The sequence below is a fragment of the Microcoleus sp. BR0-C5 genome (assembly GCF_036705045.1).
Classification (GTDB): Bacteria; Cyanobacteriota; Cyanobacteriia; order Cyanobacteriales; family Microcoleaceae; genus Microcoleus.
Genome location: NZ_JAUBTR010000040.1, coordinates 48,454 through 62,681 on the forward strand (window position 1 = coordinate 48,454; position 14,228 = coordinate 62,681).

Annotated in this window: 16 protein-coding genes; 7 read left to right on the forward strand and 9 right to left on the reverse strand. The window is 44.6% G+C overall.

The annotated features are described in order from the left end of the window. Positions 1–253: 253 nt before the first annotated feature. The 5 genes from pstB to QUB08_RS19355 form a co-directional block, all read right to left on the reverse strand. Positions 254–1,105, reverse strand: coding sequence for a phosphate ABC transporter ATP-binding protein PstB (gene pstB, locus QUB08_RS19335; RefSeq protein ID WP_333226218.1), 852 nt, complete (start codon positions 1,103–1,105; stop codon positions 254–256). Positions 1,106–1,161: 56 nt separating this feature from the next. Next, complete coding sequence (gene pstA / locus QUB08_RS19340; protein WP_333226219.1) at positions 1,162–2,142, reverse strand: phosphate ABC transporter permease PstA; 981 nt, start codon at positions 2,140–2,142, stop codon at positions 1,162–1,164. Between the two features lie 189 nt (positions 2,143–2,331). Further along, positions 2,332–3,333 (reverse strand): phosphate ABC transporter permease subunit PstC, encoded by a 1,002-nt coding sequence (pstC, locus tag QUB08_RS19345; RefSeq protein WP_333226220.1) that lies wholly within the window; start codon positions 3,331–3,333, stop codon positions 2,332–2,334. A gap of 469 nt (positions 3,334–3,802) precedes the next feature. Then, positions 3,803–4,831 carry a phosphate ABC transporter substrate-binding protein PstS gene (pstS, locus tag QUB08_RS19350; RefSeq protein WP_333226221.1) on the reverse strand — a complete coding sequence of 343 codons (1,029 nt, stop codon included), beginning with the start codon at positions 4,829–4,831 and terminating at the stop codon, positions 3,803–3,805. A 247-nt stretch (positions 4,832–5,078) separates the two neighbouring features. Then, positions 5,079–6,248, reverse strand: coding sequence for an IS1/IS1595 family N-terminal zinc-binding domain-containing protein (locus QUB08_RS19355; protein ID WP_333226222.1), 1,170 nt, complete (start codon positions 6,246–6,248; stop codon positions 5,079–5,081). 232 nt (positions 6,249–6,480) lie between these two features. On the opposite strand from QUB08_RS19355, the gene QUB08_RS19360 reads away from it, so the two are divergent. From QUB08_RS19360 to QUB08_RS19380, 5 genes are all read left to right on the forward strand, one after another. After that, a complete protein-coding gene (locus tag QUB08_RS19360) occupies positions 6,481–7,989 on the forward strand; it encodes a UbiD family decarboxylase (RefSeq protein ID WP_333226223.1) in 1,509 nt (502 codons plus the stop codon). 173 nt (positions 7,990–8,162) lie between these two features. After that, positions 8,163–8,402, forward strand: coding sequence for a hypothetical protein (locus QUB08_RS19365; RefSeq protein WP_333026686.1), 240 nt, complete (start codon positions 8,163–8,165; stop codon positions 8,400–8,402). Next, on the forward strand, positions 8,395–8,763 hold the full coding sequence (locus QUB08_RS19370; protein ID WP_333226224.1) for a type II toxin-antitoxin system RelE/ParE family toxin: 369 nt from the start codon (positions 8,395–8,397) through the stop codon (positions 8,761–8,763). The genes QUB08_RS19365 and QUB08_RS19370 overlap by 8 nt, the downstream gene beginning before the upstream one ends. A 66-nt stretch (positions 8,764–8,829) precedes the next feature. After that, positions 8,830–9,090, forward strand: coding sequence for a DUF6888 family protein (locus QUB08_RS19375; RefSeq protein ID WP_333226225.1), 261 nt, complete (start codon positions 8,830–8,832; stop codon positions 9,088–9,090). Continuing rightward, entirely contained in the window at positions 9,080–9,577 is a 498-nt protein-coding gene (locus QUB08_RS19380) for a DUF6887 family protein (protein WP_333226226.1), read from the forward strand. Before QUB08_RS19375 ends, QUB08_RS19380 begins: the two co-directional genes overlap by 11 nt. A gap of 344 nt (positions 9,578–9,921) precedes the next feature. Here the strand turns inward: QUB08_RS19380 and QUB08_RS19385 are convergent, their stop codons facing one another. The 4 genes from QUB08_RS19385 to QUB08_RS19400 form a co-directional block, all read right to left on the reverse strand. Further along, the gene (locus QUB08_RS19385) at positions 9,922–11,715 is read right to left on the reverse strand and encodes a bifunctional serine/threonine-protein kinase/formylglycine-generating enzyme family protein (RefSeq protein WP_333226227.1); all 1,794 of its coding nucleotides are present in this window, start codon (positions 11,713–11,715) and stop codon (positions 9,922–9,924) included. A 580-nt stretch (positions 11,716–12,295) separates the two neighbouring features. Next, on the reverse strand, positions 12,296–12,508 hold the full coding sequence (locus tag QUB08_RS19390; RefSeq protein WP_333226228.1) for a helix-turn-helix transcriptional regulator: 213 nt from the start codon (positions 12,506–12,508) through the stop codon (positions 12,296–12,298). Positions 12,509–12,528: 20 nt separating this feature from the next. Then, positions 12,529–12,741, reverse strand: coding sequence for a helix-turn-helix domain-containing protein (locus tag QUB08_RS19395; protein WP_006635455.1), 213 nt, complete (start codon positions 12,739–12,741; stop codon positions 12,529–12,531). 20 nt (positions 12,742–12,761) lie between these two features. Continuing rightward, positions 12,762–12,974, reverse strand: a complete 213-nt coding sequence (locus tag QUB08_RS19400; RefSeq protein WP_194063647.1) for a helix-turn-helix domain-containing protein — start codon at positions 12,972–12,974, stop codon at positions 12,762–12,764. 127 nt (positions 12,975–13,101) lie between these two features. Between QUB08_RS19400 and QUB08_RS19405 the strand changes: the two genes are divergently transcribed. After that, on the forward strand, positions 13,102–13,344 hold the full coding sequence (locus QUB08_RS19405) for a hypothetical protein (protein WP_172192513.1): 243 nt from the start codon (positions 13,102–13,104) through the stop codon (positions 13,342–13,344). 237 nt (positions 13,345–13,581) lie between these two features. Continuing rightward, positions 13,582–14,199 (forward strand): DUF4058 family protein, encoded by a 618-nt coding sequence (locus tag QUB08_RS19410; protein ID WP_333226229.1) that lies wholly within the window; start codon positions 13,582–13,584, stop codon positions 14,197–14,199. The last annotated feature ends 29 nt before the right edge of the window (positions 14,200–14,228 follow it).

Sequence of the window (14,228 nt, forward strand, 5' to 3'; positions counted from 1 at the left end):
GGTTCCCGTGTGCCCCACGGTACAATTCAAAACCCAAAATACTGGTTTCTCTGGTACTTGTTGCTCGAAGTTTTTACCCGCGCAAGCTTTTCTGCGCCCAAGCCCATAACTTCAGTTTTCAAGGTGCGTTGCCTTCAGGCGACTGGGTTTTTAATGTGGTTGAATACCCTAGACACATTACAATATTATCACGACCCAGAATAAAAAGTCGTCCTAGAAGGACGGGGCTTTAGACCCAATTTTTTGGTAAGTATTAACCGAAACGGCCTTGAATGTAATCTCTCGTACTCGCATTGCCCGCAGAAGTAAAAATCTTACTTGTCGGGCCAAATTCAACCATGCGGCCGATGCGACTTTCATCAGTATTAAAAAAGGCCGTGTAATCAGAAACACGAGCAGCCTGCTGCATATTGTGCGTCACAATCACAACAGTTAACTGCTGGCGCAGAGTCTGAAACAACTCCTCAATCTTCATCGTTGAAATCGGATCTAGAGCAGAACAAGGTTCATCCATTAGCAAAATTTTTGGCTTCACAGCCAAAGCGCGAGCAATACAAAGTCGCTGCTGCTGTCCCCCCGAAATCCCCTGAGCCGATTTCTTCAAATCGTCTTTGACTTCATTCCAAAGCGCCGCACTTTTAAGTGCAGATTCCACAATTTCATCTAATTCTGCTTTGCTTTTGCGACCAAAAATTCTCACGCCGTAAGCAATATTATCGTAAATGCTCAGCGGAAAAGGATTTGGTCTTTGAAACACCATCCCAATTTGCCTACGCAAACTATTAATGTTTACTTTCGGGCTGTAAATATCCTGTCCAAAAAACTCTACTCTTCCTTTAATTTGAACCTTTCCCTCCAATTCACCAATCCGGTTGAGAGCTTTGAGAAAGGTAGATTTGCCACAACCTGAAGGGCCAATAATAGCCGTAATTTGCGGGTGAGGGATATTCATCGATAAATTTTCTAAGACTTTGTGAGTTCCGTAATAAAAACTCAAGTCCTGAACCCGCAGTGCTGGCATTGCATTGGGGTCAATTTCCGGGGTAGCCTCGTCTAGGAATTCATCTGTATAGTTTTCGGCTTTCAAGTTAGCTTTAGGTTTCATTATTTGCCTGGTTATATTGTTAATATTTGACTGAGAGATGAACTTGAGTTATTGATTTATCGATTTTGTAATCGTTTCCGAGTTACGGTACGGGATGCGACGCTAGCAATCAAAACCATGCCCAAAAGGACAGAGGCAGCAGTCCACGCCAATTCGTTCTGCTCCTTGTAAGGAGAGCTGGCGTAGCTATATATTAATACCGACATAGAAGGAGTCGGAGTCAGCAGTGTTTCGGGAATTTCTTTGAGTTTTGAGATAGTTTCTGCACCTATGGGGGACTGCATTATCTCGCCCAACTTATCAACGAAAGGAGGCCAAAATTGACTCGACAAAGCCGTTACAATCAACGGGGCGGTTTCGCCGGCGGCCCGGGAAGCAGCGAGTAAAATACCTGTGGTAATAGTTGGCAGTGCTGAGGGTATGATAATGCGAAACATCGTTTGAAAGCGTCCGCCTCCCAAACCAGCAGAAGCGAGGCGGTAAGAAGTAGGCACTAATTTTAATGCTTGTTCTGTTGTCAGAGCAACAACTGGAAGCATGATAATGCCGAGGGCAAAACCGCCTGCTAATGATGAAAAGGCTTTGGTTGTAACAACAATTAGGGCGTAGGCAAAGACGCCAACTACGATCGAGGGAACGCTGCTGAGAATGACGGTAATAAAGCGAATACTATTGGTTATCGCTTTGTTTTCTCTACCAAACTCAGACAAAAATATTCCCGTCATTACGCCTATGGGTACGCTGATTAATGTAGCAATTCCTACCATTAAAGCTGTGCCGAGAATCGCATTTGCAAAGCCGTTGGGCTGGTCTTCAACTCCGACGGGTGCTGGTAGAGATACTAGCACTTCCCAGCTCAAATGTGTGAGTCCTTCCCCCAAAATTTTGTATAAGATAGCAAACAAAGGGAGCAGGGCCAGAGCTGTCAAAGCGAAAGCGATAACTGTCATTCCCCGGCTGAAAAGAGTTCGGCTTAGGGACAGGGGGTTGTTGATTTCTGCATCCAGAATACTGTCTAATTTTTGGGCTTGAGTCATCGGATTTTAGATTTGAAATTTTAGATGGAACCAACGGAGAATATTAATTCCGGTTGCATTGGAATGATTAAACCGCAGAGTACGCAGAGAACGCAGAGGAAGAGAACAGAGAAATGAATAATTCCGATGAAGGGCGGATTTGATATAAATCCGGCGGCGGGGCTTGTGACCAAATTGCTTTCGATGATGTTAAGTTTTAGCTTTGTTGGCGCCAATTAGCTGAACTAACAATACTGCGATCGCATTTACCAACAAAGTGATGACAAATAAAATTAAGGCTAAATACATCAAAGCGCCGGTGTGCAGCGGTTCGATAGCTTCGCGAAATTGACTTGCCAAAACAGCAGGAATTGAGTAGCTGGGAGCGAGCAGGGATGGGTTAATTTGAATCGAGTTGCCAATTACCATTGTGACGGCCATTGTTTCGCCTAATGCGCGTCCCAATGCTAATATGGTGGCGCCGATAATTCCTGAACTAGCTGCGGGTAATAACAGCTTAAATATTGTTTCCCAGCGGGTGGCGCCGAGGGACATGGAAGCACTTCGCAAATCTACTGGAACCGACAGCAAGACATCGCGGCTGATGGCGGCTACTGTGGGCAAAATCATAATTGATAACAGTATTCCGGCCGGCAGCATTCCGGGGCCTAAAGGTTCGCTGCTGAACAGGGGAAACCAACTGAAATTATCGAACAATGACTGCTGTAATGGCAACAAGAAGGGAATCAAAACAAAGATTCCCCACAGGCCAACTATCACGCTGGGAATAGCCGAGATTAATTCAACCATGAATCCCAAGGGCGATCGCACCCAAACGGGTAAGAAGTTCTCGCTGGTAACTATAGCTACTGACAGCCCTAAAGGAAGTGCGATGATTATGCCGATCGCAGAACTAATTACAGTACCGTAAATAAATGGCAAAGCCCCAAACTGCAACTCGCCGATATCCCACTTGGGATTCCACAAGAAGGAGAGTCCAAAATGGCTAATAGCTGGCCAAGCATCTTTAAAAATTACCGCACTCATCCAAAACAGCGTACCCGCTGTCGCTAGGGCAAAACCCCATACAAATAGTGTAAATCCTGACTCCATCCATAGACCTTCACCAGTAGTATCTGTCAAATCTACTTCTGTGTTTATTTCTGTCGGTTTCCGAGTTGAGCTTTTCGGTTTTTTGGAAAAATTGGTCATAGCCGAGTTATTGCGTAAAAAGTGAAATATTGGCTCGAAAGACAAGCTTGTAGGGTACGCATTTATCCTGCTATCCGGCAGCAGGATCATCTCGTATTCCCCTAGTCGGGCGGGGGTTTAAACCCCCGCATCAAAGCGAAAGTCCTTTCAAGAAGACTGTTGGAATTCCCAAATAAATCTGGGTAAAAACCCACTTTATGGATAGTCTATTATTACCACTTCTCCTTCGCGAGGACTTGAGGACTTTCGGTATAAGGTAGAGATTAAATCTCTGCCGAACTTGTTACCTCAGTCATTATTCCTAGTCCTCTTCAGAGGACTTTCGCTATGAGGCAGGGATTTAAATCCCTGCCGGACTGCGCGAAAAACGCAGATTTATTGGCACTCATACATCAGGAATATTGCTATACAAAATATGAGTTCTGAGCCATACATTTAACTCAAAATCCCTAACTCTGAAAAGCCCCAATTAACCTTTTGCAACTACACTCTGATTAACTGTTTGAATCACCTTTTGAGCGGTAGCTGAAGGAATTTGAGTAAACTCTAGCTGTTTGTTGATACCTTGACCGGTAGTCATCACCCAATTAACCATCTTTTTAATAGCATCTGCTTTCGCAGCAGGATACTGTTTGTAGATTAACAGCCAAGTCAAACCAACAATCGGATAACCGTCGTTAGGATTGCCTTCTACTAAGCGGAAGTCTGCTGGGAATGTTTCCCCTGCTAAAGCTTTCTCTGCTTCAGCCAAACTAGGATCTACAAACCGACCTGCTTTATTTTGAATAAACGCTGTTTGGAGATTATTTTGCCGAGCATAAGTATCTTGAACGTAGCCGATCGCACCCGCTGTATTCTTCACCAAAGCAGCTACCCCGGGGTTTCCTGGACCACTGACAGGGCTTCCTGGCCAACTCGGCTGAGCGGCAGCTTTGATGGTGCTACCAGTTGCCTGCAAGTGGTTAGCAAAAATAAAGGTTGTACCGCTGCTATCTGCGCGTACAGCTACTCGAATGGGAGTATTTGGCAAGTTTTTAGCTTGTCCAGAAATTCCGGCTATTTTCGCATCATTCCAGCGAGTAATCTTGCCTTCAAAGATGCCGTTCATGGCATCCTTATTTAGCCTCAGATTGGTCACTCCGGGCAAGTTGTAGACAACTGCAACAGCACCGCCAGCAGTCGGAATCGCCATAACGCCGCGCTTTACCTCAGCGATTTGTGCAGCAGTCATCAGCGCGTCGCTGCCTGCGAAATCAACAGTCCCTGTAATTAATGCTTTGATGCCAGCACCGCTACCAGTTCCTTGGTAGTTTACAGTAATTTGATTTGCACTTCTCATCTGAGAGAAGTAGCGATCGTAAAGAGGTTTAGGGAAAGTTGCTCCCGTACCGTTTAGTGTTACCGCAGCTACAGCAGAAGTAATCAACGAGAGCGAAAATGCTGCTACCGCTAACGTAAGTATAAAGGCACGTCGCCAACGTGCTGTGAAAAAAATCATATTCCTCCTCTCCCTTAATAGCCGACTTTGCCAATCTCCTCCATAGGATAGACTGAAATCCCAAAGGAAAGGGATATAAAAGAATAAGCTTGTTTTAAATTTTGGTTAATAATAGATTAAATAATAAAAGAATAAGCTTGTTTTAAATTTTGGTTAATAATAGATTAAATTTTCATACCGAAGACTCGGAGACGTGATTTCTTAAATACATCAGGGAGCTGACTGTGCGATCGCCAATTGATAATTCTTATTCTTCTGAACTTTCAATCTTTGGCATGATTGTCACTTGATGTTCGCTACCGATTAATTTTATTTTAAAATCCGCCGATTCTGACTGGAATAATTTGATTAGACTGGAACTCTTCCCCAACAATTGTTTGACAATAAAATCAGCATGAAACTGATATTTTGCAAAAAAATATTTCTTAATTATTGCCACAGGAATAGAATCCTCTTTTAACTCAAATTTTGCAGTTTCAATTATTTCCACAAGTATATTTTTTAAAACATCCAGCGACTCAATAGGATTTGAATTGATAGCTGGAATTATTTCTTGCAAATTTTGATTGACAGCAACAGAAGCCAAAGATCCTTCAGACACCGGAGTAACTTCGTTTTGGGCAGACTGCGACAGTGCTGCTGGGGAAGTTGTAGAATTGAAAGCAACAGTCCGGCGCTCTTGAAAAAGCTCAGCAACACTAGAAAAACGAGCGATTCGCTCCTCAATAGATTTGTGTTCAGCCTTCAACAACTCTGCAACTTGATTAGCCAATTCCTCAAAACTAGGGATTTCCTCTTCCCTTTCGCAAGAATAGTGATGAGTATCACCAGTCAGAGGATTTTCAACAGACAAAACCGAATTTTGCCGACGCACCCGAAACACAGTCAATCCCTGATTTTGCAATTGATTGCAAAGATGATTTAACAGACCATCCGAAGAACAGACAAAAACTTGTCGCACATCCCGATATCGATATAAAATAGCAGCGCCAAAAGCAATCATTTTACCATCAGCACTATTAGCACCGCCCGGAACGTGAATCAGTTCATAACCGCGCTCGTAAAGTTCAGCATCCAACTTCCCCGTACTCGGATTTTTCCAGTTAGCAAAAGCAATTTTAACTTGCAGGGGATAGTCGCACAAACCCGCTAAAAATTGTTCTGTATTAAGCTTAAGTTTCAGATTTTCGGCATCTAACAGCAAAATCGCAATCCCGCCTGACTCTGTGGTGGTTGCAGGGGCGATTTCATGCGGGATAGCTTCGCTTAACCGTGTTTCCGTGCATTGGCGACTTAAAGACTGCGGGCCGGCGGGATCAAAAAATTGTTTGCGGCAAGCTTTGCAAAGATACCGCTGGCGACCGTTGGGACGGCCGTTTTTACGAACTTGGTCAGATTCGCATCGAGGACATTTCATTAACCCATTATGCAGCCTACTCCCGAACCCAACAAGGTATTACCTATCTTCTTCTTCCTCTTCCTACCCTACCCTTCACCGAACCCCTGCGGGGAACGGGAACGGCTTCGCCGAACGCGCCCTTTGCGTCTTCGCGGTTCGTTAAATAGATATTCTTTAAGCGGTTCAGGAGTAACTTGTGGCAGTCGATCGGCTCATAATAACAAAAGAACGTTAACAATTCTTAAAAAAAATGGCTAGAGACTTGCGGGGATTCCTAAAACTACTCGAAGAACGCGGACAACTGCGCCGGATTAGCGCTTTAGTCGATTCCGACCTCGAAATTGCCGAAATTTCCAACCAAATGCTGCAAAAAGGCGGCCCTGGACTGCTGTTTGAAAACGTCAAAGGGGCCGAATTCCCCGTCGCAATCAACCTATTGGGCACGGAAGAGCGCGTTTGCTGGGCGATGAACATGGAAAAGCCGATCGAACTAGAAGAGCTCGGCAAAAAACTGGGAATGCTGCAACAGCCAAAACCGCCGAAAAAGATTTCCCAAGCCATAGAATTCGGCAAAGTGCTGTTCGACGTAGTGAAAGCCAAACCCGGCCGCGACTTTTTCCCAGCTTGTCAGCAAGTGGTACTTGAGGGAGAAGGGCTGGATTTGAACAAAATCCCGATGATTCGCCCTTATCCGGGAGATGCGGGCAAAATTATCACCCTGGGTTTGGTAATTACCAAAGATTGCGAAACGGGTACGCCGAATGTGGGGGTTTATCGGTTGCAGCTGCAGTCAAAAAACACGATGACTGTACACTGGTTATCGGTGCGGGGCGGGGCGCGGCACTTGCGGAAAGCGGCGCAGGCTGGTAAAAAGTTGGAAGTTGCGATCGCCCTTGGAGTCGATCCCCTGATTATTCTCGCCGCAGCAACCCCAATTCCTGTAGATTTATCGGAATGGTTATTTGCCGGACTTTACGGCGGTTCCGGCGTGCAATTGGCGAAGTGCAAAACGGTAGATTTGGAAGTACCGGCGGACTCGGAAATTGTGTTAGAAGGAACGATTACCCCCGGTGAAGTTCTGCCCGACGGGCCCTTCGGCGATCACATGGGTTATTACGGCGGCGTGGAAGATTCGCCGTTGGTGCGGTTCCACTGCATGACGCACCGCAAAGACCCGATTTATCTGACCACATTTAGCGGGCGGCCGCCGAAAGAAGAAGCAATGATGGCGATCGCGCTTAACCGTATTTATACCCCTATTTTGCGGCAGCAAGTATCGGAAATTGTCGATTTCTTCTTACCGATGGAAGCGCTTAGTTATAAAGCCGCAATTATCTCCATTGATAAAGCATATCCCGGTCAAGCGCGCAGGGCTGCTTTAGCATTTTGGAGTGCATTACCGCAGTTTACTTACACTAAGTTTGTGATTGTTGTCGATAAAAGTATCAACATTCGCGACCCGCGTCAAGTGGTGTGGGCAATTAGTTCTAAAGTCGATCCAGTTCGGGATGTATTTATTCTGCCAAATACGCCTTTTGATACGTTAGATTTTGCCAGTGAAAAGATTGGTTTGGGAGGCAGAATGGGGATTGATGCTACTACGAAGATGCCGCCGGAAACCGATCACGAATGGGGGGAAGTTTTGGAGTCCGATCCGGATGTGGCGGCGATGGTAGAAAGGCGTTGGGCTGAGTATGGTTTGGCCGATTTGAATTTGGGAGAAGTCGATCCAAATTTGTTTGGATATGAGATGAGGTAGAGAAGGAATCGTAAAGGCGCAGAGGAGGAGGGGAGAGTGAGAATTTCTCCCTTTTTTTCGGAATTTTGATAAACTTAGAGTAACGTTTAGTCACTTCTGAGATTTTCAGTATGTTGGAATGGTTGCTCACGCTTAAAAATGCAAAATGAAAAATTAAAGATGGAGGATACACCATGACATCGCAACTTCAACAAACTATCAATCTGGCTCGGTCACTTTCATTCACAGAGCAGCTTGAACTCCTAAAAACACTATCCACAATCATTCAACAAACCCATTCTCTAGAAAACCAAATCACGCCCGAAGCAGACACAGATTTTTCAGGAGAAAGCTTTCGCACCTCCTGGCGACAAGCTGTAACCGGACAAACTCTACCCCTTTCTGAACTTTGGGAGGGCATCGACGTTGACTGACACGCCTTTGGTAGAAATTCGGTTAACCCCTGAGTTTCAGCGCAAACTGAGAACCCTAGCAAAGAAATATCGCCAAGTCCAAGCCGATCTTCATCCTATCCTTGAGCAGTTGCAATTAGGAGCATTTCTTGGATATCAAATCCCTGGTATTGGCTCTATCGTTATGAAAGTGCGGCTTAAGAATAGCAATATTCAAAAAGGTAAAAGTGGCGGTTATCGCCTGATTTACTGGATTTTATCGCCCGAATTGATTGTTTTATTAGATATTTACTCAAAGTCTGACCAGCAAGATATTGAAGTAGGGGAGATTCGCCAAATTATTAAAGAATTCAGCACACAATCTGAAGAAACAGAGGTTTAGCTAAATATGTTCCTGAATTAGAAGAGGTTGCGTAATCGACTATTCCATATTGCTGGTTAGGATAGGTTGCTTGGAATTAGCAGTACAAATGGGAGAATTCCATTATATTCTAAAGTTTGTGCCACAATTGAGGAACGAACGATTAATCCCACTGACGAACAAGCCCAAGCCTGTCTGCGCGTTTGCCAGATGTTCTCTAACTACTATAAGGATATTCAGCTATTCCGCTTTGACCCAGAAAGTCGCGAGGTTTACATTTTTGTAAGCGACGAATTGCAAATCATGGTCTTCCCATCAGGCAACTGGAGTTTTTTAGATGAAACCTAATTTTAAAGAAATGAGCGTTCCTGAACTCAGGAAATATGTGCTAACACACCGGGACGATATGGAAGCTATTCGGGCATTATTTCATCATCCGAGTTTGAAATACCAAGAAATGCCTCCTCTCGTGACTGGAGATGGTTTGCCAATTGCCGAAAATATTCGCATCGCTGAGGAAGAAATTAAGAAAAGAGTTGAAAGAGAGCAGGAGAAACAACAACAAAGGGAAAAAGCACAGTCGGAGAATTTACGTCAAAAATTAGAACGAGAAATTGAGGCAAAACTTCGATCGCAAATTGAATTAGAAGTCGAACAGAAGTTGCAGGAAAACTTAGAAAAAGAAATTGAGGCTCTGATAAGGGCGATCGCCCAATTTTTAGCATCAACTAGCGGGTTTTCATCAAGACTGGCAGGGTCGATTCCCTACGGGATAGCTACGCTTCACGCACTTTTGGCAATTCGTGCCGGAATTGAAGATTTTGGCGATTTTTAGAATGGGCGATCGAATTGAGTGCGATCGCAACTCATGCGCTTCGTCAGAGAAACCGGGTTTTTTCGGAGTCTTTGCGCTGCGGCGAATCTGCTCGAAAAAACCCGGTTTCTGAACCTCCGACGTTATTGGGACTGCATCTTAACCCGCTTTCGTCGGGTTTTGTTTGTGTAGACGCGGTTTCAACCGCGGTGTTTTCAAAGATAATATTACCTCCCATTTCCCAAAAAAAATTTTAAAGCACGCTGACGCGCGCAAAAGGGTAAAGAGGAAAAAGAGAAAAGAGCAAAAGAGCAAAAGAGCAGAGTCCTCGCGGGAGACTACAGCACAGAACCAAAAACCGGAGACTACGCGGAAACCAGAGCTACGCGAAAACCGATGGTCCTGTGGCGAAAGTCCGCCGAAAACCAGGCACGATTGGCACTGCGGCAATCGACCGCATCGTCGCGCCAGGAACCGCCACGTATGAAATAGCTATATTGCCATTTATCGCTGCACCATTCTTCAACATTCCCGTGCATATCGTATAAACCAAACGGATTCGGTGGAAAACTCCCCACATCCGTTGTTTGTTGGCGGTTAAGTCCCTTCGGCGCATAACGGTAGGGGTTATTGCCATCATAATTAACTAAATCCGGCCTAATCGTGTCGCCAAAATAGAAAGGCGTTGTAGTTCCGGCACGACAAGCATATTCCCATTCGGCTTCCGAAGGTAAGCGATAACTCTTGCCTGTTTTTTCAGAAAGTTTCCGGCAAAATTCCACAGCCTCATTCCAGTTAACATTTTCTACAGGACGTTTCGCACCTTTAAAATTAGAAGGGTTATTTCCCATCACCGCTTGGTATTGTGCTTGAGTAACTTCATATTTACCCATAAAAAAAGGAGCAATCTTCACAGTTTGCTGCTGCCCTTCATCGTTAGTTCGCCATTTTTCAGTAGCGGGAGAACCCATCACGAAACTGCCTCCAGGAATTGCAACCATATCTAAAGTAATACCCTTACCAATATTTTCTATAAAAACCCGTGCTTGTCCTTTACCGCGGTTGGCAATTTGCCCCCTTGAGTTGACTGTTACTGTTTCAAAATTAAAAGTTTTTAAAAAAGAATTTGCCGATGGTTGTGGCGATGGACGTGAAGATGAAGAAGATTTGTTGTTCAACAAATTTTGACCCACCAAGGCTAATGCAAACCCTCCCCCAGCCAAACCCACTAATTGTAAAAAACCTCGCCTTGTCGTATTAGTTGAAATGATTGGTGGGGGAGGCGGTGGTATTAGCCTTGGTGGCGGTGGGGAAGGCAGCGACAAAGAGAAAAGTGCTTGCAAAGCTTCCCCAGCATTCTGATAGCGCTGACTGAAATGGTCGCGCACCATTTTTTCTAAAACATCAGCAAATTTCGGATTGATTCTTGGCACCAAATGCCGCCAAATTACTTCCCCGGTACTCGGATATTCCTGCAATTGGTGCGGCGGAATTCCTGTTAAAGCTTGAATTCCCAGCATCCCCACAGCATAGACATCGCTGCACAATTTTGGTCTACCTTTAGCTTGTTCGCTGGGCGCATAGCCGGGAGTGCCGATCGCAATTGTTGTAGTTATATCTCCATTAACATTTACAATTAATTGATTGATTTCCCTCACTGCCCCAAAGTCAATCAACATTATTTTACCATCTTGGCGGCGGCGCATTAAGTTAGCTGGTTTAATATCTCGGTGAATCACAGCATTTGGCTGGTGTTCGTGGGCGACAGCTAAAACTTCTAAGATATTTTTTAATAAGGTAATAACGGAGGATTCGCTTAACTTGTTGCCAGGAAAAATCTCCGTATTTAAATCGTGTCCGTCTATGAATTCCTGAACCAGATAAAATTCGCCATTTTCTTCAAAGTGAGCAAACAGACTCGGAATTTGCGGAGATTGATTGCCTAATTTATGTAAAACTTCTGCTTCAGTATCGAACAAGCGTCGGGCTAACCTCAAAACATCGGGACGATTGTCTTTCGGTTTCAGGTGTTTGACGACACAGTGGGGTTTTCCGGGTAAGTCTAAATCCTTAGCTAGGTAGGTGTCGCCAAAGCCGCCGCCTCCCAAGTCTTTGATTATTTGATATCGGTTGCGGAGGATTTTACCAGGGGGAATCATAGCTTGTCCGTAGGGGGGTGCAGATTAAGATTATTTTGACACAATCTCTGTTGGGGTTTGCACTTTCGCTGAGCGCCCACGCTTTTCATCGAACTTGCGTAACAATAACAAGGTTTTTGGCTGTTGGGTTTCCTTCCTCAACTCAACCTACGGCTACAGCTAGATCGATCGAAGCGAGATTGTTACTTTTATTTCTAGATTCTAGACGGCGATGCACCCTACTAATCGGGTTTGTTGTTGCGCTCAAGCGCTGAGGGCTTTATTTTTTTTAGTTTATATGGCAGCACAGATTCCCATGATTTAATAATATGTCAAGTTCGCACAAAAGTCAAGTAAAATTTGCGTTCGATCACGCCTGATTTTGCGTCAATTTTCTGTTGAGCGAGAGCGACAAATCATATAATTCCAGAGTGCTCAATACAAACATTCTCGATCGCGGTAATTGACCGGACATGATATTAGTCAGTCCTAGACACACTCCGACAAAGAAACCGGGTTTTTACCGAATTTGCGGACTGTAACGAACTCTTCTCGAAAAAACCCGGTTTCTGACCACCCGTGCGATCGCGAACTAATCAGTTTACTGTTCCAAAATCTCAACTAAATCTTCGATCGCAATATCGAACGCACGGGCCATCTTGTCCAAAGCTGTGTAGTCAACGGTAGCCATACCTTGAGAATTGGCATAGGTGGCGATCGTTGTGTATGGAATACCTGTTCTGTTGGAGACTTCCCTCAGAGTCCAACCCTTCTCTTGAGCAAATTCTCGAACTCGCAGCTTAATTCGTCCCATATTTTCAACGATAAATCAGCCTACTCTTCCAAAATCTCAACTAAATCTTCGATCGCAATATCAAACACGCGAGCCATTTTGTTTAAAGCTGTGTAATCTACCGTTGCCAGCTTGGGAGAATGGGCATAGCTTCTAACCGTACTGTAAGGAATGCCCGATCGCTCAGAAACTTCTTTAAGCGTCCAACCCTTCTCCTCAGCTAGTTCTCGAACTCGCAACCGAATTAACCCCATTTTCCCGCTGAAAAATCAGTTTACCGTTCCAAAACCTCAACCAAGTCTTCCACCATCACATCGAAGACTTCAGCAAGTTTCTGCAAAGCCGTATAGTCCACCGTTGCCATTTTGGGGGCTTGGGCGTATTTTTTAACCGTGCTGTAGGGAATGCCCGTTCTGTCAGAGACTTCTTTCAGCGTCCAACCCTTTTCCTCAGCGAGTTCTCGAACCCGCAACCGAATTAATCCCATTTATGCTTGACAGCAGCTATGCTCATATCTTTTAATAAAGATAGTTAACAGCGATCGCCCCCTGACCTGAGAAATCTAGAGCGATCGCCTTTCATTTACCACCCACAAAAGTGGGAAGGATTTTCCTATGATACCAAAACAACCGACATATCGCGATCGACTTCAACCTTGGTGCATAATTCGCCACCTCCCCAACTGTCAGCGCTTAACAGTCGCCCGTTTCAGCCGCCGCCCCGATGCCGAATCTTACCTAAAAGCACTGCGCCGCTTAATGCCTGCAGTCCCGCATACAATTGTTTTCGTAAATGCGCTGTCTGTCTTAGATGAAAACAGCGTTCCAATTCCGATGCAATTGTCGATCGAAAGTTAATGCGATCGAACTGATATCTTGCATTTGTTGCCATATTCCGGCAGCGGTTTAAACGCCCGACGGAATCGGGCAATAAGTGCAAGATGTGCGATCGAACCTATTATTGCAAAAGGTCGATCGAGCCTTCAGCCATCATCAGCCACATGCAAAGCTATGCCCTAAAACCTGTTGGCAAGCCATTCGCGTCAGAAAAGTATTGTTAAACTATAAATAGACTTGAGTCAAGGAGTCAAATCAATGCCATCTCCCTTCCCCGGTATGGACCCGTATTTAGAGCATCCCGAACTCTGGCCTGCCCTACACCACTTGTTAATTAGTGAAATTTTTAGATTTTTGTCTCCCCAACTGCGTCCTAAGTATTTAGTCTCGTTGGAAGTGAGAATCTATGAAACGGCTGACGACGATTTATCAGTCATTGGCATTCCCGACGTAACTGTAATGCAGCCACAAACTGCAACAGAAACAACAGAATCAAACGTAGCAGTTGCAGCACCGCCTACACAACCATTAACAGTAACTCTTCCCATACCTTACACGCTTCGAGAAGCTTATTTAGAAATTAGAGAAAGGGGGGAAAAAGAATTGATAACAGTAATTGAAATTCTCTCGCCTACGAAGAAGCGAACAGGTAAAGGGCGGCAAATGTACGAAGAAAAGCGAGAAGAAATTTTAAGTAGTCGCACTCATTTAATAGAAATAGATTTATTGCGGCGCGGTCAAAAAATGCCAATTCTTGAAAACAATATTGATAGTCAATATAGCGTTTTAGTGTGTCGGGAAAATCGCCGTCCCAGAGCTGATTTGTATCCCACATTCCGCAGGTCTTTAAATAGAATTGATGGTTATAAAATTTAAAAATTCAAGCCTGAAGAGATTACTGGGTA

Coding starts and splice junctions, on each gene's coding strand:
- pstB (WP_333226218.1), bottom strand. CDS start 1,105: ATGAAACCTAAAGCTAACTTGAAAGCCGAAAACTATACAGATGAATTC.
- pstA (WP_333226219.1), bottom strand. CDS start 2,142: ATGACTCAAGCCCAAAAATTAGACAGTATTCTGGATGCAGAAATCAAC.
- pstC (WP_333226220.1), bottom strand. CDS start 3,333: ATGACCAATTTTTCCAAAAAACCGAAAAGCTCAACTCGGAAACCGACA.
- pstS (WP_333226221.1), bottom strand. CDS start 4,831: ATGATTTTTTTCACAGCACGTTGGCGACGTGCCTTTATACTTACGTTA.
- QUB08_RS19355 (WP_333226222.1), bottom strand. CDS start 6,248: ATGAAATGTCCTCGATGCGAATCTGACCAAGTTCGTAAAAACGGCCGT.
- QUB08_RS19360 (WP_333226223.1), top strand. CDS start 6,481: ATGGCTAGAGACTTGCGGGGATTCCTAAAACTACTCGAAGAACGCGGA.
- QUB08_RS19365 (WP_333026686.1), top strand. CDS start 8,163: ATGACATCGCAACTTCAACAAACTATCAATCTGGCTCGGTCACTTTCA.
- QUB08_RS19380 (WP_333226226.1), top strand. CDS start 9,080: ATGAAACCTAATTTTAAAGAAATGAGCGTTCCTGAACTCAGGAAATAT.
- QUB08_RS19385 (WP_333226227.1), bottom strand. CDS start 11,715: ATGATTCCCCCTGGTAAAATCCTCCGCAACCGATATCAAATAATCAAA.
- QUB08_RS19390 (WP_333226228.1), bottom strand. CDS start 12,508: ATGGGACGAATTAAGCTGCGAGTTCGAGAATTTGCTCAAGAGAAGGGT.
- QUB08_RS19395 (WP_006635455.1), bottom strand. CDS start 12,741: ATGGGGTTAATTCGGTTGCGAGTTCGAGAACTAGCTGAGGAGAAGGGT.
- QUB08_RS19400 (WP_194063647.1), bottom strand. CDS start 12,974: ATGGGATTAATTCGGTTGCGGGTTCGAGAACTCGCTGAGGAAAAGGGT.
- QUB08_RS19405 (WP_172192513.1), top strand. CDS start 13,102: ATGATACCAAAACAACCGACATATCGCGATCGACTTCAACCTTGGTGC.
- QUB08_RS19410 (WP_333226229.1), top strand. CDS start 13,582: ATGCCATCTCCCTTCCCCGGTATGGACCCGTATTTAGAGCATCCCGAA.